We start from the raw sequence: 21246 nt of genomic DNA on the forward strand, positions 1-21246 counted from the left end.
TGTTTCCGGCCTTATCGGTCAGACAGACATCCGCATGACATCCTGATAAGCGCTGACAAAACGGTCCCGCAGGGTCGTTACGGTCTGGAGGGTCAGCTTGGCTTCTTCAACAGAGGCCACAACGTCCGACATATTGCCTTTGCCGGAAAGCGCCTGTGCTGTCTGGCTCTCGGCCACCTTTCCGGTATTGATGGCCCCTTTGATGGCGCTGCTCAGAACAGTGCTGAAGCTGGAGACGGCGTCAGATGTTTCCGTCTCCCCCATCAGGTCACCATTGGCGGGGAGGTTGGTCTGGCTGAGCTGCTGCGCACGCCCATAGGCCTGCCCGGCATCAAAGCTCTGGGCGGAGGAACTGGCAATGCTGGAGATGGACATGAGGTGATCTGGCCTCCTTTGCATTCAGGAAAATGATGTGTCGTGTGTTTGATACGCTATACAGCTTTACTTGTAATGACTATTTTTAAAATATTCCATGTTTTTTCTTTTAATAGAAGGTTTATGTAAGTCTGTTTTCATCTATAGGCATGTAAATAGCTTTGTTTTTTCCTTGTATGTTCGGTATCAGGAACTGCCATCAGAATGAATGGATGGCTCATGAAGGAGAGAAAATCATGTCAGCACCATCAGTAGCGTCCGAGCTGGCTTCTGCCATGCGTCTCAAGACGTCTCAGCAGGCAAATGAAATGCGTAAGGCCGCTATGTCGGAGAAGGCCGCTCGTGTGCAGCTTTCTTCCAGTCGTACCAAAGGGGGCGAGGCAACCATGCAGTTTGATGCCACAGGGCAGGTTGTTCCCAGTGCCAAGGGTGTGCGGAAGAACTCTGCCACGAGCAGTTTCGTCAACCTGCTGGCCTGAGGCCAGTCATGTCGGGTGGGCTGGTTTCTGGCCCGTCTGGGTAAAGGGATGAAGGAACGGATTTGAGGATCATGAGGGATCGCAGCATCATGCCATGCATTGTCCATAAGGCTGACTCCGGGTTTCCGGCAGGAGACGGACCCTGGCGTAGAGTCGGCTATGGTGTTGCCGGTCTCATCATGTTGGGCCTGACAGCTGGAGGCGGGCAGGGCTGGCTGTGTGGTACGGCTCTGGCAGCGCAGACTCCAGCTCGTGCTTCGTTCTTTATGGATGCAGTACCGTCTGCTTCGGCCCAGACACGGCCAGATGAAGCGGAGCAGAAGCGGTCTCCTGTACATCTTCATCACGGCCATCCTCATCATGCTCCCGCAGCTGGTACTCAGCCCGTACCGGCAGCAGAGCCGGTGCAGAACCATGTAAAGCCGGGTGACCCTCTCCTTCAGGGTGTTCCCTCTGGTTGGGGGGCGCATGTTCTGGGTGTTGGTAAGGCGCAGGGCGAGATGCCTGCTGCGGCCCAGAAACAGGCCCCTGCCACCCCAGAGAAGAAGGATCAGTCTCTCAGTCAGTTTCTGGAAGCTGCCGGGAAAGATCAGGCCGTGCTGCGGTTGGGAGTAGGCAGGATAGACCATGCGCCTTCATCCCGTAGAACAGGGAATGAAGCACCTGTTACGGCTCCGTCACGAAACCGGATTTTGATCCCCGTGCCGGGGCAGATGGGCATTGCCGCCTATCAGAGTGGTGACCGTTTCATCATTCTGGTGGATGCCAGTCAACCTATGGATGTATCGGCTCTGCATGGTGATGGCATTTTCTCTCGCCTGAATGTCACGACCCTGCCAGAGCTGACGATGATAAGCCTGCCCGTGCCGGATACCCGCCAGCTTTATCTGTCGCAGCAGAGTGACGGCTGGGTGCTGGGCGATCAGCCACCTCCGGGCATGGATTATATGGACAGGCCAGATATTACCCCCGAATTGCGGGGAAATGGGCTTTTGTTCCCCATGCGGCGGCCGGGGCGGGTCTTCTCCATCAAGGACCCTGTTTCTGGCACGCCCCTGATTGTGGGGACTTCAGCGCTGGATGATGGCGGGATGCTCTCCCTGCGTAAGGGTAAGGATTACGATGTCTGGCCATCTCTGGAAGGTGTGGTGATTGCCCAGCATGAACCGCCACAGGTGGTTATGCGGGCCACCATGCAGGGGGACCTGCTTCAGAGGGCTGATGATCGCCCGCTGGCGGATATGGACAGGGCTGTCTATGCCAGTGATGTGGATTTGAACTGGCTGGGGCTGAAACAGCTTACGGCTCCACAGGCGCAGGAGCGCTATCGAAAGGCCCTTGTGGCAGCGGCAGATTCATCACCAAAGGATCGTTTTCAGAAGCGTCTGGAAGCTGCACAGGCAGCACTGGGTGCCGGTGCTTTCCCCGATGCACGGGCCATCATGGACGTGGCTCTGGAGGATGATCCGGAAGAAGCCTTCCGTCCGGATGTACGTTTCTTTCTGGCAGCGGTGGATCTGCTGACAGGCCGCATGAAGGGGGCTGCCCAGCTGATGCAGGAATGGCCGGAAGAAGCCATGCGGGCCACGAAACTCTGGCAGGGGCTGTACGAGGCCAAGGCTGGCGGCAAGGATGCGGAAGCGACCCGTCTGCTGGCACGGGACATGCCCCGCCTGCTGAACTACCCTGCTTCTCTGCGTGCTTCCCTGCTGCCTGTGGCGGCGGAGGTCATTGCCCGCCGGGGGACGCCATCTGACAGGCAGGCCCTGAATCATCTTCCCGCAGGAAGTGATACCCGTTTCGTTCAGGCTGTCCGTGCGCTGCGTGATGGTGATGAAAAAGAGGCCACCCATCTGCTGGAAGCACTGTCCATCGACCATGACCCCATCATTGCTGAAAAAGCGATGGAGGAGGGTGTAGCCTTAAGCCTGCGTGATGGGCACCTGACATCAGAAAAAGCCGCTCGGCAATATGCATCCCTTCTGCCCGATGCCTGCCTTTCTGGTCGGGATGGCATCGTGAATATGTTGAGAGCCGGGGCGCATATAAGGGCGCATCAGTGGGAGTCTGCCTTGCAGGCTCTGGATCAGGCCCAGCAGGCACCAGCACCCCATGATGAGGCCCGGATGCAGGCTCTGACATCTGCCGCACTGGCCGGTGTCGTTCAGGGGTTTTCGGGAGCAGATGGGGCGCTTGTATCATCGCAGGATCAGGCGGCTCTGCTGCATGGGGCTGCCTTGTTGCGGGCGCATCTGCCGGACCTGCCTGCCAGCGACCAGAAGGGAAGCCTTCTGCTGGATTATGGGCGGGTTCTGGGTAGGTTGGGGCTGGAGAAAAGAGCCGGAGAGGCTATGAGCACGGCCATCCCCATGATGACGGACCCGCAGCACAGGGCTGCTGCCGGGGATGAACTGGCAGAGAATGAAATCCGGCGGGGTTTGTTCGATAAGGCTTCTGAGACCCTGTCGAGCACGGGCGGAGCACATCTACCCCCGCAGGAGGCGGCCCGGAGAAACCGCATCATGGCCAGTATGGCTGCTGCTTCCGGCAAGCCGGAAGTTGCCCTGTATCTTCTGGGAGCGGATCAGGACCCGCAGGCGGCGGACATGCGGGCGCATATTCATGAGAACCGGGAGGAATGGTCTCCCGCCGTCACAGACCTGCGCAGCATGGTGGAGCAGCTTCTCCCACCCAAAGGAACGCTGACTGTCTCTCAACAGCTTCTGGCGCTTCGTCTGGCATCTGATGCCTCTCGTGCTGGTGATGCAGGAACATTGGACTGGATACGCAACCGCATAGGGGACCGCCCCTTTGAGGGAGACGCCGGGCAGATGTTCCGTCTGTTGGTGTCCGCACAACAGACGGGCCAGTGAGGAAAGGGAATAAAAGACAATGAGCATGACGCAGACAGGCGGGACAGACCTTTTGAATCTGGCGGAGCGGCGGATGAGCTGGCTTCAAAACCGTGAGTCCGTTCTTGCAGGGAATGTCGCTAATGCGAATACGCCCCATTACAGCCCGAAGGATGTATCGCCTTTTCAGGGGGTGTTGAATGCGGCTCATGGCGTGGCTCTGAAGCGCACCAATCCGGCCCATATGCTGGGGCCAGCAGGGGAGACCCATGCCCACAAACAGGGCGGTCGTGCCTCGCTGGATGGCAATCGTGTCGTGCTGGAGGATGAGCTGGGCAAGATTGCCCAGACGAGCGATCAACAGCGTTTCGCCACGACTGTTTATGGCCGGTACATGGGGCTTTACGGCATGGCCCTCGGGGGAGGCGGGCAGTGATGCCCTGCCCGTGATGCAAGAGCGGTAAGAAGAGAGGAGAACAGGATGGATTTTTCGGATACGATTGGCGTTTCAGCCGCTGGGATGCGGGCCCAGACAGCCCGTTTGCGGGTTGCGGCTGAAAATCTGGCAAATGCGGAGACAACGGGGTCATCACCTGGCGCAGACCCGTATCGCCGTAAGATCGTGACGTTTCGGGAGGCGCTGGACCGTGCCAGTGGTGTCTCCAGCGTGACGGTGCGCTCTGTTGGGGAGGATCAGTCTGACTTTCAGATGCGTTACGACCCGGCTCATCCTGCTGCCAATGAGCAGGGCTATGTGAAGATGCCTAATGTCAGCTCCATCGTGGAAATCATGGATAGCCACGATGCCCAGCATTCTTATGAGGCCAATCTCAACACCATGCAGGTTACCCGGTCCATGCTGGCACGGGCCATCAATCTGATGAAGGATTGAGGAGTAACGCCATGAGAGGGAATGTCAGACCCATGAGAAAACCCGGATTCTCCCTGAGCAAGATCACCAATCTCGCCTCTTGCCTGATGACGGTGCTGCTGGCGTTGAATCTTCATTCTCTTGCGGCGCAGATCAGCAGTCCCTCCGCACAGAATGAAACGCCTCCAGAGACTCCCCCCAAGCCCGAACCGCACGGCACGGGTGCCAGTGTCGTACCTGCCGGTGTGAAGGCGCCTGAAAGTGTGAAGCCCAGCAGCCAGCGTATCCTGATGAACCGTCTTCAGGGATGGACGCCAGCCAATGGGCTGGCTGAGGATGACCCCGCTACCGGGCAGGCTGATGAGGAACTGCCGGACTCCCGTGTCCGTCTGGCCGAGCAGGGGTTGAGCGGGGAGTTGGCGAGCCATCGGCAGGCCATGCAGGGGCAGGCGGAAAGCCTTCAACACCAGCAGAAGGCCCTTGAACAGGAACAGAAGGAACTGGACGAAAAGTTACAGGCTCTTGGGCGCAATGCCTCCGAACTTTCTGCCCAGCAGGAGAAGCGCCGTCAGGATGTGGAGCAGAGCATTGCCCGTCTGGCGCACATCTATGAGCAGATGCCGCCCCGTGATGCAGCGGCGATGTTTAATATTCTGGATATGCGGGTGCTGGTGCCCGTGGCCCAGCATATGATTCCCCGCCGGATTTCCGATGTCATCGGCAACATGCAGCCGGATCGGGCGAATATTCTGTCCCAGTATTTGGCAGGCATCCGCAAGCTCAGCCCTGATACGATTAACCGGCTGAACAGCCCGGTTGATACCAATATCGCACCGTGAGTCAGCCGTGTTTCACTGGCCCTGCATACATCCATCCGGTGATGTCGTACCGGGTGGCAGAGGCTGGTTGAGGAAAGTGGTAAGGGCGACAGTACTGTTGCAGTAACTGCCAACCGGCAGGGTGGCGATTTCTGCGAAGTAATTATTTTCCGGCATGGCCGCATCCGGCGCCTGTGGAGCCAGCTTGAACAAACTGACATGGGCGGTTGTTGCCGTTTTGGAGTAAGCTGAATCGCCTGATGAGCGTTCCATACGGATCATGAACAGATTCCAGCGGCCTTGAGCGCTCTGGACGGTATAGAAGCCGACCGTGGTGAGGGCATCTTCATCGGCATGCAGAGCATCTTGCAGGCTGTATGCATTGTTCTGTGCATCCAGAAAAGGCACGGCGCAGAGGGTGTTGTTGTCACGGGGGCAGGGCTCGAAGGCGATATACTCATTCCACGACCATGCATTGCCACTGTCGTGGTAGAGCCTGAGAAGATGAAGTGTCTCCCCCTTCTTGATGGGCACCTTGGCCTCTGCATCCAGTTTTATGGGAATGACCCGGACAGTATCACGGACATCCCGGATAGTGGGAGCCGCATGGCCTGCATTGGGCAGGCATGTCAGTGCAAGAGCAAGCGCCGCCCCGAAGGTTTTCTGCTTTGTCATGGTGATTCCGGAAAAATGACTTAATTGAAGAAATAGGCCGGTACCGTAACGGGGCGGCATGTCCAGTAACGGTTGTTGGGGCCGTTCAGTTGGTTGGCTATGTTCCAGCAGACATTTGCGCTTTTTATATATGGGCGCCAGACCGCCATCTTTGTTGCACAATACCCATCCGGGGACGAGTTGTTCTGCCGCCTGTGTAATGATGGGGGTGGCGAAGCCTAATAAACATATCAGTTGTAAAATACGCCGCATGTGAAGGTGCCTCATTTCAGGGTCTGATCCGAGATGGATGAACGGACATGATTTTAGGTTGAAACGGCATCAATGCCAGCCTGTTGTTTCAGGTACATGACCGTTTCTGTCGTGTTAACCTACGTCCGAAAATGACGTAGCTATATTGTAAGGAAAGATTAATGAATGGACTTGCCAATATTTTGGGGTAGGTCTAGCGTGTTTTCGTTTTGTTAACTTACCCAGCGTTGGAAGTGCAATCTGATGATTGATGTGTCTTTGGTTTATGACCCATTTTCCCCGGAAAATCGTTCTATTACGGTGAATGGCAAAACACTGGAGAAGTCATTGCCACTGGCGGATATGAGCCGGAGGATGCTCCAGAGCTGGATTCATAAATTGCCAGATGAGCTGGAAAAACAGTTTCACGGGGAAAAGATCATCAACCTGACGTTTTCTGGCACGAAGTCCGATCAGGAAGATGTCGAGACAATGGTCCGTGATGCCAATCGCAGGGGCTTTAAAATTACCGTCAAGCGGTATGTAACGATGGAGTCCCCTGAAGAGAAGTTCAGGGCTTTTACAGGCTGGCTGAATGCGCAGTATGAGAAACCATTTTTTAAAAAGCTACTGAAAGAGCATCCGGATAAGCAGGCCAAAATTAATGAGGCACTGGGGGATCGTTTTGACATTTACGTCATTGCGACCATGTCTTCTGGTAAGTCAACCCTGATTAATGCTTTCCTTCATAAGGAACTGATGCCGGCTGCTAATGAGGCAACAACGGCCGTCATAACAGAAATTAAAAATGAAGCGACTCCTTCATATGCAGGGATTGCTTATGAAGGGGTACCCGGAGCTAAAGATTCTCGGGAGATTGATCGCTCTGGTAATGTCACTCTTGATATGATGCAGGAGTGGAATCGTGATGAGCGTGTTCAGACAATTACGATAGAAGGGCCTCTTCCTTTTGTGTTGGGAGAACAGGATCTCAATGTTGTCCTGACAGACACTCCTGGCCCGAATAATAGCCGTGATGATCGTCATCGTGTTATTACTATGAATAAGATTTCTGATAATAAAAGGAAGCCTCTTATTCTATATGTGCTTAATGCCCAGCAGCTGGGCATTAATGATGACAAGAATCTGCTGGAAACTATTGGGAGAGAAATAAAAGAAGACCCACAGGCACGGGATCGCTTTCTTTTTGTCCTGAACAAGGCAGACACGTTTGATCCGGAGAGAGAGAATATTGATGCTGTTCTCGGTAGGTGCCGCTCTTATTTAGATGATGTAGGTATTAAAAATCCCTTTATCTATCCAGTATCAGCCCGTCTGGCACTGCTGTCCCGGAAGTCTGCCAGTAATTTTACGCGGGCGGATAAAGGGGATTTACCAAGGCTTGAGATGGCTTTTCTGCCAGAGCCATCGGAGAATTGGGCAGGCATTGATCTTAGCGCCAAGGCACCTACTACATTTTCCATGTCGGTTGATAAGAAAAATGAGCTTGCCTATCGCTCCGGTATGGCGGCTCTGGAGGCAGCCATCAAGGGGTATGCCCGCAAATATAACTACCCATTCCGTCTGCATCGTGTAGCGTCTGTTGCGAAAGAGGTGCTGGATATTGGTAGAGGTGAAGAACAGTTTCAGAAGCTGATTGCTGAAAATGAGGAGCAAATCCAGAAGATCCGGAAGGTTTGTGATCAGTTACGGAATGAGTCTGCAAAAGTATGGGAGAGCCAGTCTTTTTTGGATGAACTGAGGGGAGTGGAAACACTCCCTCGTGAATTCGTGGAGCAGATACAGAAGAAGCGGACCGAGCGGGAGATGTTTCTGGCAGCGACCGGGAATAGGCTGCCAGATGGGCTTGTTGAGCCTTCCAAGGTTGAGTCAGTCTTAAACAAGGCCAAGACTGAGTTTGAAGGTTATTTTGAACAATATCTGGCATTTTTGAATACTCTGATGGAAGAGTCTAATGAGCAGATTGGAAAAGAGCTTGAGTCCTTCTACGCAAATAAGGTGAAGGACATGTTCAAGGGCCTGGATGATGGCACGATGAGCCGCCCTTTGTGGAGTGCATTGGGGGATGTGGCCTTCAACATGGATACGGAGCTTGATTCAAGTGAAATTGTAAAAGAAGCTCGGCAGGTTTCAGTGTCGAGATGGTGGAATCCATTCACGTGGGGGGATGAAAAGACGGTCTATGACAGGAAGGCCAATGTTAGGGCTATCTGGCGTAAAAGGCAGCAGTCAATTGAACTGAATTTTGAAGACGCTACCAGAATAGCTGAAGATAAAATTATCACATATCGCAAGGACTATGTGGAGCTGTTCAAGAAACGTGTGAAGACGCTGCTGCCCAAGAAGCTGGATGAGCTGTCAGAGAGTATTCAGAGGCAGGAAGATAATGTGAAGGCCAGGGCTGTGGCGCAAGCAGAAGCGGAGGAGCGGCTTGAAGAAATTGGTGAAGTAAAAGCCCGTCTGGACGAGATCCTCAGTAATAAGGCCTGATGAGTTTTATGAGAGAGGAAGGAAGGTAAGAAAATGGCAGATACACAAAAATCGCTGTATGAATTCTTTAAGGAGTTTGAAGACCCCTCGGTCGAATCAATTTTCCTTCAAAAAAAATGGTGTCTCGCCTCTCCGGAAGGAGAGGTGAGGATGTCGGCCAAGAATCTCAACCCAGAGATGCTAAGTGTTGAGACGTGGCAGTCTTATAAAAAATATTGTGCTGAGCCTAAATCTCTCTTGCCCGAGAACGAGGTGATGATGTTGCTCGGTAAGCGGGAAGCGATTCTGGCAGTTATTCAGAAGCAGGAAAAAACGGCATCTGTGGAGAAAACGTCAGAGTCTACTTCAGCTGGACGGTCTGGTGGGGAGCAGTCGATTAAGACTGCTCAGCCCTCGCCGTTGTCCGGTGGAAGCTCCGAACCACAACAGAAGGATGCCCCTTTGCCTGTAAAGGAGGCTGTGCAGCCGAAGTTGTTAGAAAACCGTGATCGTTCTCAGGTTTCGGCAGGTGCTGCAAGCAAAGAGCAGGGGCAGATTCCCGCAGACTTTGAAGATCTCTTTGGCCGTAAGACCGAACCTGTGACTGGTGCACGCCTTGCGATGCTCTCGATCCTGAATGATCCTGCTATCAGCACGGCGGATCTGTATACGACATTGGACTGGTGCAAAGAGCAGCGTCCTCATGACCTGTTTGAGACTTATGCCGTCACCATGTTGGCGGAACCGTTGCCAGAGCCTGAAAAAGAGCCGCTTGTAGAAAGAGATTTATATGAGCAGACGGCATGGACACGAGATAATTTCTCGGAGGAACGCTATAGAGCCCTGATTGCATTGAGGCATCGCCTACGGAAGGCAGGGTTACTTCCTGTTAGTGAAAGGGCTCAGCCATCCCATGCCACACAGGGAGGGGAGAATAACAGTGGCCCTTTCGTGGGGAAAAAGGGAGGGGGCAGCTCCTCCGCAAGGGAGGACTGCGCCGTAAAAAAGGTTCTGCAAGTGGGGGGGATGATTCTCCTCATTCTCGGTGGTAGCGTTGTTGCGTATTTGTACACGCATTCTGCACCACAGGCGGGGGTACAGCCTGCATCTAGTGGAAAACAGTAATGTTACAGAAAGAAGGTGGCCAGATGCTGGCGCCGGAGCAGGTTAAGGCAGAACGTAGTCTTACACTGGCACAGTCCGTTATTTCGCAGGATTATCTGTCACAGCTGGGACGTTGCGAGGTTTTGCTGCCCCAGTTGAGGGATGAGGAAGGATTCACTCTAGAGGGAGATGTGCGCATCTTCCGGCTTGCACGCCTTGTGCAGGAAAACCGTGAGGCTGTTCTTGAGAGTGCAATAGCAGCCTATTCTGCTCTTGGTGCTGCGAAAAGCTCCGTATTCTTCTATCTCCATTCTTCAGGTAATGAGACGACCTTTTACATTGGTGTACGTGGTCAATCCGGGACCGTTACGGGTGAGCAGAAGGGGCAGCTCCTGCAGGAAGTGTTTCGTGGGCACTTTCCCGGTAGCAGATTAGAGGCTCAGAATAGGGAAGGTATCGAGGCTATATCGGGCTCGCTGCGTGGCACGATGGCGATGGACGCACAGGGGAGCGTTACAGCAGTCACGGGTGTTCCGGACCTTTCCAGCAATGAACGATCAATGTTCATTCAGGGGCTGGAACGCTTTATTGATGCTGCAGAAGGCAAACGCTACCAGGCATTAATTCTGGCTGATCCTGTCCTGCCAGAAGAACTGAAGGCTATGAGGCTAGGCTGTGAGCGCCTTGCGACCATGATCTCACCCTTGGCTAAGACAACAACAGCTTACAACCAGTCAGAAAGTCATTCTGTTGCGGAAAGCCTGACAAATGCAATCAATGAGGGCTTTTCTGAAACAGAGACGGAAGGTACGAATTCCAGCCGGAATTGGGGAGGGAGTGAAAGTACAACTTCTGAGAGTGCAGGACGTAGTGCTGCCCGAGGTGTCCTGAAGTTTGCAGGAGCAGGAATAGGTCTGGCGGCTACGGCGTTGTCGGGGGGTGGATTACTGGCTGATATTGTGGGTGGTATTGGCCTAGGGTCTTTAGGTGACTCATTGGTTCCGCAGAAAACTAAGACGGAAGGTGAAAGTTGGGGTGAAACTGAAGGAACCAGTTTCTCTACCTCCAAGGCTACAAATAAGGGGACTTCCAGAAGTGAGGGAGAAACTACAACAGATGGTACCAGTCAGGGCATAACCCATACAATTGAACGGCATAACAAGACTGTTGAGCAGTTTCTGAAGACAATTGATTATCGTCTTGAACGGATTGATGAAGCGCACTCCTATGGAGGATGGAACGCAGCAGCCTATTTCATAGCCGATACTCCTGCTGTTTCGGAAGCATTGGCCAGCACCTACATGGGGTTGATGCGTGGGGCGGCTTCTGGGAAAGACACACATGCCATCACTACATGGAGTGGTGAAGATGTTGAAATGCCACGGAGATGGCTCGCCAGTTTCCAGCACCCTCGCCTGAATGCACAGGCCCTTATTGGGGAGGGGCAGCATACGAGTGGCTGGCTTTCTCCGGCTGTTATGGTCAGTACCCGTGAGGCTGCCATGCTGCTTAATCTTCCGAGGCGTTCAGCATCTACCTTGCCCGTATTGAAGGCTGAGCCATTTGGCAGGTCAATTCAGTATGTGGATGGCACGGCCTATCAGGGAGGGATGTCCTTTCTGAACAGAAAAGCCCTTAGGCTCGGTTGTATCCGTCATTTGTGGGAGGACATGCCACAGAAGATCAGGCTTGATCGTGAGCAGTTGAGGACCCATGCGTTTGTGACGGGCACCACGGGCTCCGGAAAAAGTAACACGCTGTATCTCATGCTGCATCAGTTGCTTGAAGCAGAGATTCCCTTTCTGGTGGTGGAACCAGCTAAGGGAGAGTATGCCCAGGTCTTTGGAGGACATGAGAAGGTAAACTGTTTTGATGCGGGAACAGGGAAGGCTAACAGGCTAAAATTAAATCCATTCCGTTGCCCGAAAGAGCTTTCTTTACTGGAGCATATAGATCGTCTGACAGGAATATTCTGTGTCTGCTGGCCGCTTTACAATGCAATGCCCGCTCTGTTGAAAGATGCGGTTATTGTTTCTTATGAGCGAGCCGGATGGGATATTGATACATCGGCTTATTTGGGGGAAGGCGAGCCGGTTTATCCCGATTTTACGATGCTGCTCGGTGCGCTGGAGGATGTGATTGCCTCTGCGGGCTACGGAGAACGTTTGCAGGCTGAATATACGGGGGCTCTCTGCACACGGGTAAGGTCGTTGACCACAGGGTTCAGTGGTCGGATTTTTGTAACTGATGAGACAGGCGATGATGTTCTGTTCGATAAAACAGCGCTTGTTGATTTAAGCCGTGTCGGGTCGGCTGAAACCAGATCGCTGATTATGGGCATCCTGGTCATGCGTCTGGTGGAATATCGGCAGGCGCAGGGGGAAATGAATGCGCCGTTGCGTCATGTCACTGTACTGGAAGAAGCTCATAATCTCTTGAGAGCTGATACAGCGCAGGGCGGAGATGAGCAGGGCGGCATGATCGGGAAATCCGTTGAAATGTTGACGGATGCTATTGCCGAAATGCGGACTTATGGTGAAGGCTTTGTTATTGTTGACCAGTCTCCACGGGCGGTGCATCGTGCTGCTATCCGTAATACGGGTACGAAGATTGCCCTTCGTCTGCCAGATGAAGAAGATCGCCACGTCCTGGGGACATCAATTGGCCTGAATGATGAGCAGATCAAGGAAATGGCCCGACTGGAAAATGGCGTTGCTGTCATAAGGCAGCCAGGATGGTTGGAAGCTGTTTTATGTCATATGGACCGCTTTAATGAGGAAACCATGGCTATGCCTATGGTCCCTCGTGGCGGGGCCAGGCTGACGGGTATTGATGTTAAGGCATTCCGTTCAGCAGCTATCCGGTTTCTGATGTGGCCGTGGACAGACATGGCAGGTAAGCCGGATATTGCTGGTCTAAAGTGGCAGGTAAATAGATGGCCTGATGATATAATAAGGGCAAAACTTCTAACGTATATTGAGTATTATGAAAAAGGGTCTTTTTCCATAAGCTCACAATTAGAAGATGATGGAGGCTATCGTTTTTCACGTTTTGTGACAGACCTTATTGGCTTGCGTCGTCAGGTTGCTCTGGTTGCTGCAAAGGATCAAGCACCACGTGAACTGGATATGGCGTTAGGCAGGTTGATTCAGAGGAGCTGCAGACTTTCTGGAGAAATGCAGAGACAGTTGACGGCCTTTCTTCTGATGGATTGGGCAGGAAGCGATCATGTAAAGCGTAATGAGGTTCTAGCCCGGTGGCGACATTATATTAAACAGGATGGAGAAATAACATGATGAACCATAGTAGTATTGAGGAGACTGTAGAAGCCGATAAGCCTAAGGCTTCAGAAAGCGCTAGCGGTCGTCATAGCGGTATGCTGATAGGAGGACTGCTGGGCACAATGGTCGGCGGCCCCGAAGGTGGCATTATAGGTGGTCTTGCTGGGGGAGTTACTGGTGGTACCCTACTGCGTGTTCTTGGCGGTGAGGCAATTCCAGACGCTCTAAAAGCTGAAATTGAGGCTGTTAAGCACGATATTAAAGTGACAACACAGGAAGCTGCAGCCATTGTTAAGGTGTTAGGTCTGGATAACACAACAATTGGCAAGATTATTACGTCTCTTTCCGGCATAGGTGAGGCGAGTGTTTATGCTGAGGAAGGACTTAAAGGGGCCAAGGTTGGTAATGAGGTCGCCTTGATTCGACCTGATATTGATATGAATCAGGTTGATCCTGTGAGAAACTGGACAAATGCTGAACGTATGGAGCGTGGTTTGCCTCCGTTAACCCCAACGGGGGAAATTGTGGAGCTACATCAGATTGGTCAGAAGCCAGGAGCACCATATGCGGAAATAACTGGTGCCATTATAGGCAACATTAATACTGCGGTACATCTTTTCCAGAAGGCGAGTGGTATGGTGGAGGATGTTAAAGATTTTGGAGTGAGCACGTATAATTATTGGCGTGATAGAGTAGATACATTTCAAAATTCTAAGTGATTACGTGATATAGGGAGGATGGTTGTGGAACAACTCAAAGAATACCTTATCGAGAGAGGTGCCATTTTTACGCCGTCAGATGAAGATGGAGTGAAAAATGTGGAGAATATTGTAGGGATGGCACTGCCAGAAGATTATAGGGTCTATCTACGTGAGATGGGCACTATTTTCTTAGCTGGAAAAGAATTCTACGGTGCTGGTGTACCGGAGGGTTATTATCTGAATGCAGGAACTGCGTTGAAGAAGCTACGCACATTTCCCGATTACCCTGCATTTATGTTACCTTTGGTAAGTAGTGGAGATGGTGCCTGGTTTCTGTATGATTGCCAAAGAGAAAGCGTATTCTCGTGGCAAGTAGCAGGCGATGTTGATGATCAGAAAAAGAGCCTGGAAGCTTTCATTAGAGAGTTTTTCCAGGCTTGATCAGGGTTATTGAGGTGTGTTGGCTGTTAAAACATTCTGGCACATCTCAAGCAGAAGTGCCCTAAGCTCGGTCGGGGCGAGGATGGTGACTTCTTTGCCCCATGTAAAAAGGTGGTAGGCCATTTCGTGTAGGCCGCTGGCGGTGAAGGTAACGTGCAGGCTGCCATCGTCTTCATCTGTCATGGTCTGGCTGGGGTGAAAGAGAAAACGGCGGGCATCCATGGCAGCAGCAGGCGAAAAGCGGAGAGCAACGTCATATTGCTTGTTCTGCCATACCCCGAAAGAGCGGCTGGCAAAGTCCTGTAAGGACCAGTCTTCTGGGGGAGGGGTAGCCGGCCCAACCTCAGTCACATCATGCAAGCGGTCCAGCCTCCAGAGTACTGGGGTTGCTACGCCCTGCATGGGGCCAACCAGATAATAGGCCTTGCCGTACAGAAGCCCCCACGGTGAGACAGTACGTTCCTTCGCTGCTGTGGCGGATTTATAGGTGAAATGCAGGGCATGGCCTGCCTTGAGGGCATGACGGATTGTGCTTAGAAGGGCTGCATCAGCCGTAGGGCGGGGGCCGGCCTGCATGGCATCACCTTCGGCTAGCACCAGCGCATTGATATCCGGGTCAAGGCGGGCTCGGGCTGGTCGGCGCAATATGCTCTCAATCTTCTGGTAAAGGCTGGAAAGCAGGAGCGCGCGTCCCGTTGCCTGCTGCTGCTCCAGAGAGACTTGTGCATGACGTAGTGCCGCCATTTCATCGGCAGTGGGTTCGTTGATGAAATGGTCTTTCACGCTGAGGGGCAGACGGAAGCGGTGTTTTTGTTCGTCCGTGAGGACTTCCATACCGGGAAAGGCATCCTGAAGGACATCACGGACACGTTCTGCTGTGCGGCGACTGACCTGCATGTAGCTGGCAATGTCATCCAAAGTCATACCCTCGGCTGAGATAGAAAGCCTGCGGGCAAGTTTTATGATATCCGCTAGTTTTTCCTTTCTCATGGTACGTCTTCCTTCCTTATGTAACTTTGTTAAGTTAATGTTAATTATCTTGCCATGTCATCTGGATAAGGGGGCACATTTCTTTGCATGGCAGCACGGCGGTACCAGTCTAGTTCTTTTTCCAGCTCTTGGATCCTGCGTTTGCGTCCGTTGTAACTACGGATCAGCGTCACTAATGCAAATATCATTAAGCTAACGATTAATAGTTCTGTCAGTAATGCGGCCATGGGGGGGCCCTCCCGTTTGTTGTAAGGTGGTGAAAGAAACGGGACAGAACGTAAACGAAGCCTACGTCAGAAACGGCCATATGGCGCAGGGAGAGTGCTTTTTCAGCTGGAACCTGCCGGATAGGTGTGATTAGGCTTGGTCATGGCGAGGGAATGCGCATGACAGGTCATGCGGTTCGTGCGGGTAACGTCATATTGCCGATAGGAAGGTCATTCTGCTGGATTTCCTTTTGTCGGTTTCTTTTTACACGACAGACAAGGAGCGACCTTAAATGGTACGTACATCCATCTCAGAAATCATGACAGTTGCCCGGCAGGGTGTAGGGGTAAAGATTTCAGCCGCTGCTTATAGTGCGTCTGAGATATTGTCTTTGGCTACATGCATCAAGCCCGGTTGTTATCTTATCATCACGGATGCATCGTCAGCCTCATCGGCTGCGCTTCTTAGCCTTAGTACGAAGATCAAGGGAAAAGTCATTTTTGATTATATGTAATCTAGCCATGGTATCAGCCTTAGCCTTGAAAGGCGTTAGCCGTGGTGGCTGGTGCTTCTGTCAGCTCATGATGTTGGCTCTGGTCGTATGGAGTGCACCAATACGATCAGCGGAGGCAAGAGGGTTGCCTTTAAGAGGTTTTTTCAGGCTGTTCATTCATGTCCACATGCCAGAAGCTGGTGTGAGAGTGCGGGAAGGTGTGGAGGCTGAGCCGTCAGCTCTTACGGAACGCTCATCAGAGACGGGAAAGCCTGTAATAACAGGCAAGCCGGGGCGTGTTACGGCCCCCTTTCCATCTTCTGGCACTTTAAGGTGCCAACAGGATAAAACAAAGCAGCAGCCCTGCACCGCAGAACAGGGATAGAGCATGCAGGTGGCGGAGAAGCGTCACCTGCCTTATTCCGTGCTTTAATGATCAGCAAATAAATATCCCTATTTGTTTACAGCTCATCGATCATGAATAGATGATGAAGTTTGTATTGAATAATAGCTACTTTAAAGGCTTATTATCCAATCTCTCCTAAAAATGTCTTTTCTTCTGTTAAAAACTTTATCATATTTCTGTCTTAAACATAGATCATGTCATGTATATATCATGGCTTTTAAAAGATTATGTCTTGAGTCTCTGTTGTCGTAAAGGCCTTCTCTGGCTGATGACGGAAGGAATGAATTTTCTGGAGGGATGGGACGTTTTTCATGTTCAACTGGTTGTATAAAACAGCATCATTCCGTGTGCAGGTGCGTGTGGCGATGCTGGCCATCGAGCTCTATCTGGCCGTACAGCTTCTCGTGGAGGGCATAGGGTACCTTCAGAGCGGCACATTCGGGCATATCTCTGTCATCAACATGGCGACCCTCATGTTTGGGATGTTCCTCGTCTGGGCCGTCTGGTTCTTTCTGACCAAAGCCCTGACAGAGCCGATTGAAGAACTGACCGCCATGGGGGCCGCCCTCAGCCGTGGTGAGACGCCCGACCTCAGCCTGTATGAACATAGGACAAACTGCGTTGGCCGTGTCGGCAGGATGCTGGCCTCGTTTGCCCTAAGCCTTCAGGAACAGAAAGCGGCAGAAAAAGCGCATAATGAGGCAACCAGCAAGGCCATGAAGGCTACGGAAGTGCTCAAGGAGCGTGAAGCCCGCACACATGCCGTTGTGGAGGAGCTGAACCGTGTCATGCAGATGCTGGCACAGGGCAATCTTTCCGTTCGCATCACCAGTGCCCTGTTCGATGGTGAATTTGGCCCGGTGCGTGAGGCCTTTAATGAATCCCTCGCCGGGTTGGGTGGTGCGCTGTCTGTCGTGGCAGAGAGCTCTAACATGATCGCCAATGGCGCCAGCGAGATTTCCACCGCTTCGGACGATCTGGCAAAGCGCACGGAGCGTCAGGCTGCCAGCCTTGGGCAGGTGACGGCATCCGTCAAATCCATTGCGTCCGGCTTCAAGGTGACAGCCAGCAACTGTTCCCATGCCAGTAACGAAACGAGAGCAACGCTGGAGAAGGTCAAGACAGCCTCTGGCGGGATGGAACAGACCAGCGTGGCGATGAACTCCATCAAGACATCGTCTGATGACATTGTGCAGATCACCCGCTCCGTCAGCGATATTGCCTTCAAGACCAATGTTCTGGCTCTCAATGCCAGTGTGGAGGCTGCCCGTGCTGGTGAAGCTGGCCGTGGCTTTGCCGTGGTGGCTAAGGAAGTCCAGTCTCTGGCGGAGCAGTCTGCCAAGGCAGCGGATATGATCCGTGACGTGCTGGAGACAGCAACGGCCCATGTGCAGGAAGGTGTGCGCCTCGTGGCCCGTACTAGTGGTCTGCTCAAGGATGTGGAAGAAGGTACGGAAGCCCTTGCGGATCGTGTTGAAGTGGTTTCCAAGGCAACGGAGGAGCAGGCTCGCAGTCTGGCCGAAGTCTCCGATGCCGTGGGCAGCATGGACGGCATGACCCAGCAGAATGCGGCCATGGTTGAGGAATCCACAGCGGCCAGCCACAACCTGACCACGCAGACAGTCAAGCTGCGGCAGACATTGGCAACATTCACCATTGGCTCCGCTCATAATCTGAAGGCCGTGCAGGGTGGACAGGCTGCTGTCACGCATGAAGGCACTTCCCGACCACAGATTGCCTCACAGAAAAGCCGGACCCCGATGCTGACAAGCCAGCATGGGGCGATCCAGCAGGATGGCAAGATTCTGCCGACCCACTCTGATGATGAAGCAGGCTGGGATCATTTCTAATGGCGGAAGCAGAACAGGAAGACATGGCCATGATTACCCTTCCGCAGCGGCTGGATACGAGCGCTGCGGACAGCCTGAAAACCCTCCTTCTGGAAGGAACGGAACAGGGTGCCAGAGCGCCCTTACTGGATGCCGCCGGTGTCGATTATGTCGGGGGGCTGTGCCTTCAGCTCCTTCTGGCCAGCGGGCTGAAAGTGGGACCGTGCTCCGAGAAGGCAGAGGAGGCCTTTGGGCTGTTTGGTGTCCGGCAGCGGCTTCTGGAACGGATGGACGAAAAGGAGGCCAGTCATGGCGGATGAACAGAAGGTGAGAGTCCTGACAGTGGATGACTCCCGTACCATGCAGGGCGTTCTGCGTAAGGCGCTGAGCGAGGCTGGGTATGATGTCATTCAGGGTGGTGATGGTGTCGAAGGGCTGGAAGTGCTGGAGCAGGCTGATCCAGCTCCGCAGGCCATCATCACGGATATAAACATGCCACGGATGGATGGTTTTCAGTTCATTGAAGCGGTGCGGAGCCGGGAGGCTTTTGCCCGCATTCCCATCATCTGCCTGACGACTGAAACGGATGAGGAGAAGAAAAGTCGTGCCCGGTCTCTTGGGGCCACGGGATGGATAGCCAAACCCTTCAATGCCGAGAAGCTCGTATGGGCCATCCGGCGGGTCACAGCGTAAGGGAGCGTGGATATGGGCGATGTGATGGATGATATTCTCAAGATCTTCTTTGAAGAATGCGATGAGCTCCTCCCAGAGCTGGAAAGAGGTCTGGGAGAAATCTCTGAAGATGAATCCAGTCAGGAAACCATCAATGCCATTTTCCGGGCAGTGCATTCCATCAAGGGCGGTGCGGCCTCTTTTGGGCTGGATCGTCTTGTTCGCTTTGCCCATGTTTATGAAAGTGCACTGGATGGCCTACGGTCCGGGCAGGTAGAGCCGGACCCGGCCATCATCAAGACGTTCTATCTTGCTATGGATGTGCTTAGCGACTTGGTAGCAGAGGCTAAGCATACGGGCGATGCGGTTGAGGACAGCCGGATCGAGGAGAATGTCCAGAAGCTGGAAGCCATCATTGGCCGGGAAGGGGATGCTCCTGCTACGGCTGAGGTAGGGGAAACTCCTGTACCGGAAGATTTTACGCCGGTGGCGGTGGATTTTGGCGGTTTCGATTTTGATGAGCCTGCCGCAGAACCACCGGCCAGCATGTTGACGGTGAAGTTCCGTCCCCATAGCGAGCTATATGTTCGTGGGGATGATGCCCGTAATCTTCTGCTGGGGTTGAAGGAGCTCCTGCCAGAAGGGGGAGCGGAGGCCATGCAGGTCGTCTGTGAGACGCAGACCCTGCCTTCTTTGGTCGAGCTTCCGGTGGATGAAGCGCATCTTGGCTGGACGGTCCGTCTGCCAGAAGGGCCGGGCGGTACGACTGAAGATGACGTGCAGGCTGTTTTTGACTGGGTCGGGGATGTCTGCGATCTTGAGATTGTGCGTGATGATGCCGTTGAACCGGCCACTGCTGATGAAAATCATGCTGTAGAAGACGAGGCTGCCCCTCAGGAAGCAGTATCGGCAGATGTGTCAGATAGCCTACCCGTTCCGCAGGATGAAGCTTCATCCGGCGTTGTGGAGGCTGATGCGCAGGCGGCATCCCGTCCGGCAGCAGCGCCACCTGCCAAGGCGGGCCGCAAGAGGGAGCAGAATGCGTCCATCCGTGTGGATATTGGCCGGATTGGTATGCTGATGGATATGGTCGGTGAGATGGTCATCGGTCAGGCCTCTCTGGAATCAGCTCTGACACGGGAAGGGGCCCTGCACGATCAGGAACTGGTGAAGCGTCTGGCTGTCATCAAGACACTGACACGGGACATTCAGGAGGCCGTCATGGCCATCCGTGCCCAGCCTGTCCGCCATGTGTTTCAGCGTATGCAGCGTGTGGTGCGGGAGGCCAGTGCGCTGGCGGGCAAGGATGTCGCTCTCGTTCTTGAAGGTGAAGAAACGGAAGTTGACCGTACCCTGATCGAGAATCTGACAGACCCGCTGACGCATATGCTGCGTAATGCCGTGGACCATGGGATTGAAAGCCCGGAGGTTCGGCAGGCTGCGGGCAAACCGGCGCAGGGCACTATTCTTCTATCAGCTCGCCATCGGTCCGGTCGTATCCTGATTGAAATTCGGGATGATGGGGGTGGCATCAATAGCAAGCGTGTCCTTCAGACAGCCATAAAGAGGGGAATCGTCCCGCCGGGTGTGTCTTTGGGAGAAAATGAGATCAATGAGCTCATTTTTGCCCCCGGTTTCTCCACGGCCGAGACTGTATCGGACCTGTCCGGCCGGGGTGTGGGCATGGATGTGGTGAAACAGGCCATCCAGAATCTCGGTGGCCGTGTGACCATCAAGAGCAGGCCAGGCCGTGGGACACTCTTTACCCTCAGCCTGCCTCTGACTCTCGCCGTGCTGGATGGCATGCTGATTGAATGTCGTGGCTCTACCATGGTCGTGCCGGTTTCCTCCGTTGTGGAACTCGTCACGGTGAAGATGGGGGAGGATGTCTATACCATCCCCGATGGGAGCCACGTTGTTTCTGTAAGAGGGCGGTGCATTCCGCTGATTTACCTTGGAGACGAGCTGACCCTGCCAAAAGATATGATCGGGGAGGAAGAACCTCATCATATGGGTCGTGCCGGTGAAGACGGGCAGATGATCGTCCTCGTGGTGGAGAATGAAGCGGGAGCACGGGCGGCTCTGGTGGTGGATGGTGTTCGGGATCAGGCGCAGGTCGTCATCAAGAGCATCGAGAAGAATTATCGCCAGATCAAAGGCGTGTCTGCTGCAACTATTCTCGGAGATGGCAGCGTATCGCTGATCCTTGATGTATCAACGCTTATTGTTTCTGCAACGAAACGTATCGATACCCGTGCGCTCGAGGCTATTGCCGAGCGTGCGGCGTAATCGGGCGGGTCAGAAAAGAAAGTCGTGGAACTCATGTCACTG

18 protein-coding genes are annotated in these 21246 nt (G+C 53.4%); 14 read left to right on the forward strand and 4 right to left on the reverse strand.

Annotated elements, in window-relative coordinates; genetic code table 11:
• Positions 1 to 18: 18 nt before the first annotated feature.
• Entirely contained in the window at positions 19 to 375 is a 357-nt protein-coding gene (locus NQF86_RS05460; protein ID WP_266116622.1) for a flagellar hook-basal body complex protein FliE, read from the reverse strand.
• 236 nt (positions 376 to 611) lie between these two features.
• On the opposite strand from NQF86_RS05460, the gene NQF86_RS05465 reads away from it, so the two are divergent.
• The 5 genes from NQF86_RS05465 (at position 612) to NQF86_RS05485 (ending at position 5416) form a co-directional block, all read left to right on the forward strand.
• Positions 612 to 854, forward strand: a complete 243-nt coding sequence (locus NQF86_RS05465; RefSeq protein ID WP_266116624.1) for a hypothetical protein — start codon at positions 612 to 614, stop codon at positions 852 to 854.
• A 179-nt stretch (positions 855 to 1033) separates the two neighbouring features.
• Positions 1034 to 3727: a tetratricopeptide repeat protein gene (locus NQF86_RS05470; RefSeq protein ID WP_266116625.1), complete on the forward strand. Its 2694-nt coding sequence runs from the start codon at positions 1034 to 1036 to the stop codon at positions 3725 to 3727.
• Positions 3728 to 3746: 19 nt separating this feature from the next.
• Positions 3747 to 4142 (forward strand): flagellar basal body rod protein FlgB, encoded by a 396-nt coding sequence (locus NQF86_RS05475; RefSeq protein WP_266116626.1) that lies wholly within the window; start codon positions 3747 to 3749, stop codon positions 4140 to 4142.
• A gap of 45 nt (positions 4143 to 4187) precedes the next feature.
• A complete protein-coding gene (gene flgC / locus NQF86_RS05480) occupies positions 4188 to 4598 on the forward strand; it encodes a flagellar basal body rod protein FlgC (RefSeq protein ID WP_266116627.1) in 411 nt (136 codons plus the stop codon).
• Positions 4599 to 4630: 32 nt separating this feature from the next.
• Positions 4631 to 5416, forward strand: coding sequence for a MotE family protein (locus NQF86_RS05485; RefSeq protein ID WP_266116628.1), 786 nt, complete (start codon positions 4631 to 4633; stop codon positions 5414 to 5416).
• 12 nt (positions 5417 to 5428) lie between these two features.
• Here the strand turns inward: NQF86_RS05485 and NQF86_RS05490 are convergent, their stop codons facing one another.
• Positions 5429 to 6070 (reverse strand): hypothetical protein, encoded by a 642-nt coding sequence (locus tag NQF86_RS05490; protein WP_266116629.1) that lies wholly within the window; start codon positions 6068 to 6070, stop codon positions 5429 to 5431.
• Between the two features lie 495 nt (positions 6071 to 6565).
• Here NQF86_RS05490 and NQF86_RS05495 point away from each other — a divergent pair, with 495 nt between their 5' ends.
• Genes NQF86_RS05495 through NQF86_RS05515 form a run of 5 tightly spaced genes read left to right on the forward strand, consistent with a single transcriptional unit; the run spans position 6566 to position 14318 of the window.
• A complete protein-coding gene (locus NQF86_RS05495) occupies positions 6566 to 8812 on the forward strand; it encodes a dynamin family protein (RefSeq protein ID WP_266116630.1) in 2247 nt (748 codons plus the stop codon).
• Positions 8813 to 8845: 33 nt separating this feature from the next.
• Positions 8846 to 9916 (forward strand): hypothetical protein, encoded by a 1071-nt coding sequence (locus NQF86_RS05500; protein WP_266116631.1) that lies wholly within the window; start codon positions 8846 to 8848, stop codon positions 9914 to 9916.
• Complete coding sequence (locus tag NQF86_RS05505) at positions 9916 to 13191, forward strand: ATP-binding protein (RefSeq protein ID WP_266116632.1); 3276 nt, start codon at positions 9916 to 9918, stop codon at positions 13189 to 13191. The genes NQF86_RS05500 and NQF86_RS05505 overlap by 1 nt, the downstream gene beginning before the upstream one ends.
• Positions 13188 to 13895, forward strand: coding sequence for an HNH/ENDO VII family nuclease (locus tag NQF86_RS05510; RefSeq protein WP_266116633.1), 708 nt, complete (start codon positions 13188 to 13190; stop codon positions 13893 to 13895). Before NQF86_RS05505 ends, NQF86_RS05510 begins: the two co-directional genes overlap by 4 nt.
• A 24-nt stretch (positions 13896 to 13919) precedes the next feature.
• Positions 13920 to 14318: an SMI1/KNR4 family protein gene (locus tag NQF86_RS05515; RefSeq protein WP_266116634.1), complete on the forward strand. Its 399-nt coding sequence runs from the start codon at positions 13920 to 13922 to the stop codon at positions 14316 to 14318.
• 6 nt (positions 14319 to 14324) lie between these two features.
• Here the strand turns inward: NQF86_RS05515 and NQF86_RS05520 are convergent, their stop codons facing one another.
• Positions 14325 to 15308: a helix-turn-helix transcriptional regulator gene (locus NQF86_RS05520; RefSeq protein ID WP_266116635.1), complete on the reverse strand. Its 984-nt coding sequence runs from the start codon at positions 15306 to 15308 to the stop codon at positions 14325 to 14327.
• A 44-nt stretch (positions 15309 to 15352) separates the two neighbouring features.
• On the reverse strand, positions 15353 to 15535 hold the full coding sequence (locus NQF86_RS05525) for a hypothetical protein (protein ID WP_266116636.1): 183 nt from the start codon (positions 15533 to 15535) through the stop codon (positions 15353 to 15355).
• A gap of 1190 nt (positions 15536 to 16725) precedes the next feature.
• Here NQF86_RS05525 and NQF86_RS05530 point away from each other — a divergent pair.
• From NQF86_RS05530 to NQF86_RS05545, 4 genes are read left to right on the forward strand one after another with little or no spacing between them, the layout of a single operon-like run.
• Positions 16726 to 18264, forward strand: a complete 1539-nt coding sequence (locus tag NQF86_RS05530) for a methyl-accepting chemotaxis protein (RefSeq protein ID WP_266116637.1) — start codon at positions 16726 to 16728, stop codon at positions 18262 to 18264.
• A gap of 23 nt (positions 18265 to 18287) precedes the next feature.
• Positions 18288 to 18563: an STAS domain-containing protein gene (locus NQF86_RS05535; protein WP_266116638.1), complete on the forward strand. Its 276-nt coding sequence runs from the start codon at positions 18288 to 18290 to the stop codon at positions 18561 to 18563.
• Complete coding sequence (locus NQF86_RS05540; RefSeq protein WP_266116639.1) at positions 18553 to 18936, forward strand: response regulator; 384 nt, start codon at positions 18553 to 18555, stop codon at positions 18934 to 18936. The genes NQF86_RS05535 and NQF86_RS05540 overlap by 11 nt, the downstream gene beginning before the upstream one ends.
• A gap of 12 nt (positions 18937 to 18948) precedes the next feature.
• A complete protein-coding gene (locus NQF86_RS05545; RefSeq protein ID WP_266116640.1) occupies positions 18949 to 21204 on the forward strand; it encodes a chemotaxis protein CheA in 2256 nt (751 codons plus the stop codon).
• Positions 21205 to 21246: the final 42 nt, after the last annotated feature.

Source organism: Bombella pluederhausensis (assembly GCF_026385525.1).
Classification (GTDB): Bacteria; Pseudomonadota; Alphaproteobacteria; order Acetobacterales; family Acetobacteraceae; genus Bombella; species Bombella pluederhausensis.

What these genes read in the sequence shown, in the direction of transcription:
- NQF86_RS05520 (WP_266116635.1), bottom strand. Translation starts at nt 15,308, where the DNA reads ATGAGAAAGGAAAAACTAGCGGATATCATAAAACTTGCCCGCAGGCTT.
- NQF86_RS05535 (WP_266116638.1), top strand. Translation starts at nt 18,288, where the DNA reads ATGGCCATGATTACCCTTCCGCAGCGGCTGGATACGAGCGCTGCGGAC.
- NQF86_RS05530 (WP_266116637.1), top strand. Translation starts at nt 16,726, where the DNA reads ATGTTCAACTGGTTGTATAAAACAGCATCATTCCGTGTGCAGGTGCGT.
- NQF86_RS05500 (WP_266116631.1), top strand. Translation starts at nt 8,846, where the DNA reads ATGGCAGATACACAAAAATCGCTGTATGAATTCTTTAAGGAGTTTGAA.
- flgC (WP_266116627.1), top strand. Translation starts at nt 4,188, where the DNA reads ATGGATTTTTCGGATACGATTGGCGTTTCAGCCGCTGGGATGCGGGCC.
- NQF86_RS05485 (WP_266116628.1), top strand. Translation starts at nt 4,631, where the DNA reads ATGAGAAAACCCGGATTCTCCCTGAGCAAGATCACCAATCTCGCCTCT.
- NQF86_RS05510 (WP_266116633.1), top strand. Translation starts at nt 13,188, where the DNA reads ATGATGAACCATAGTAGTATTGAGGAGACTGTAGAAGCCGATAAGCCT.
- NQF86_RS05505 (WP_266116632.1), top strand. Translation starts at nt 9,916, where the DNA reads ATGTTACAGAAAGAAGGTGGCCAGATGCTGGCGCCGGAGCAGGTTAAG.
- NQF86_RS05460 (WP_266116622.1), bottom strand. Translation starts at nt 375, where the DNA reads ATGTCCATCTCCAGCATTGCCAGTTCCTCCGCCCAGAGCTTTGATGCC.
- NQF86_RS05475 (WP_266116626.1), top strand. Translation starts at nt 3,747, where the DNA reads ATGAGCATGACGCAGACAGGCGGGACAGACCTTTTGAATCTGGCGGAG.
- NQF86_RS05540 (WP_266116639.1), top strand. Translation starts at nt 18,553, where the DNA reads ATGGCGGATGAACAGAAGGTGAGAGTCCTGACAGTGGATGACTCCCGT.
- NQF86_RS05470 (WP_266116625.1), top strand. Translation starts at nt 1,034, where the DNA reads ATGTTGGGCCTGACAGCTGGAGGCGGGCAGGGCTGGCTGTGTGGTACG.
- NQF86_RS05495 (WP_266116630.1), top strand. Translation starts at nt 6,566, where the DNA reads ATGATTGATGTGTCTTTGGTTTATGACCCATTTTCCCCGGAAAATCGT.
- NQF86_RS05465 (WP_266116624.1), top strand. Translation starts at nt 612, where the DNA reads ATGTCAGCACCATCAGTAGCGTCCGAGCTGGCTTCTGCCATGCGTCTC.
- NQF86_RS05545 (WP_266116640.1), top strand. Translation starts at nt 18,949, where the DNA reads ATGGGCGATGTGATGGATGATATTCTCAAGATCTTCTTTGAAGAATGC.
- NQF86_RS05490 (WP_266116629.1), bottom strand. Translation starts at nt 6,070, where the DNA reads ATGACAAAGCAGAAAACCTTCGGGGCGGCGCTTGCTCTTGCACTGACA.
- NQF86_RS05525 (WP_266116636.1), bottom strand. Translation starts at nt 15,535, where the DNA reads ATGGCCGCATTACTGACAGAACTATTAATCGTTAGCTTAATGATATTT.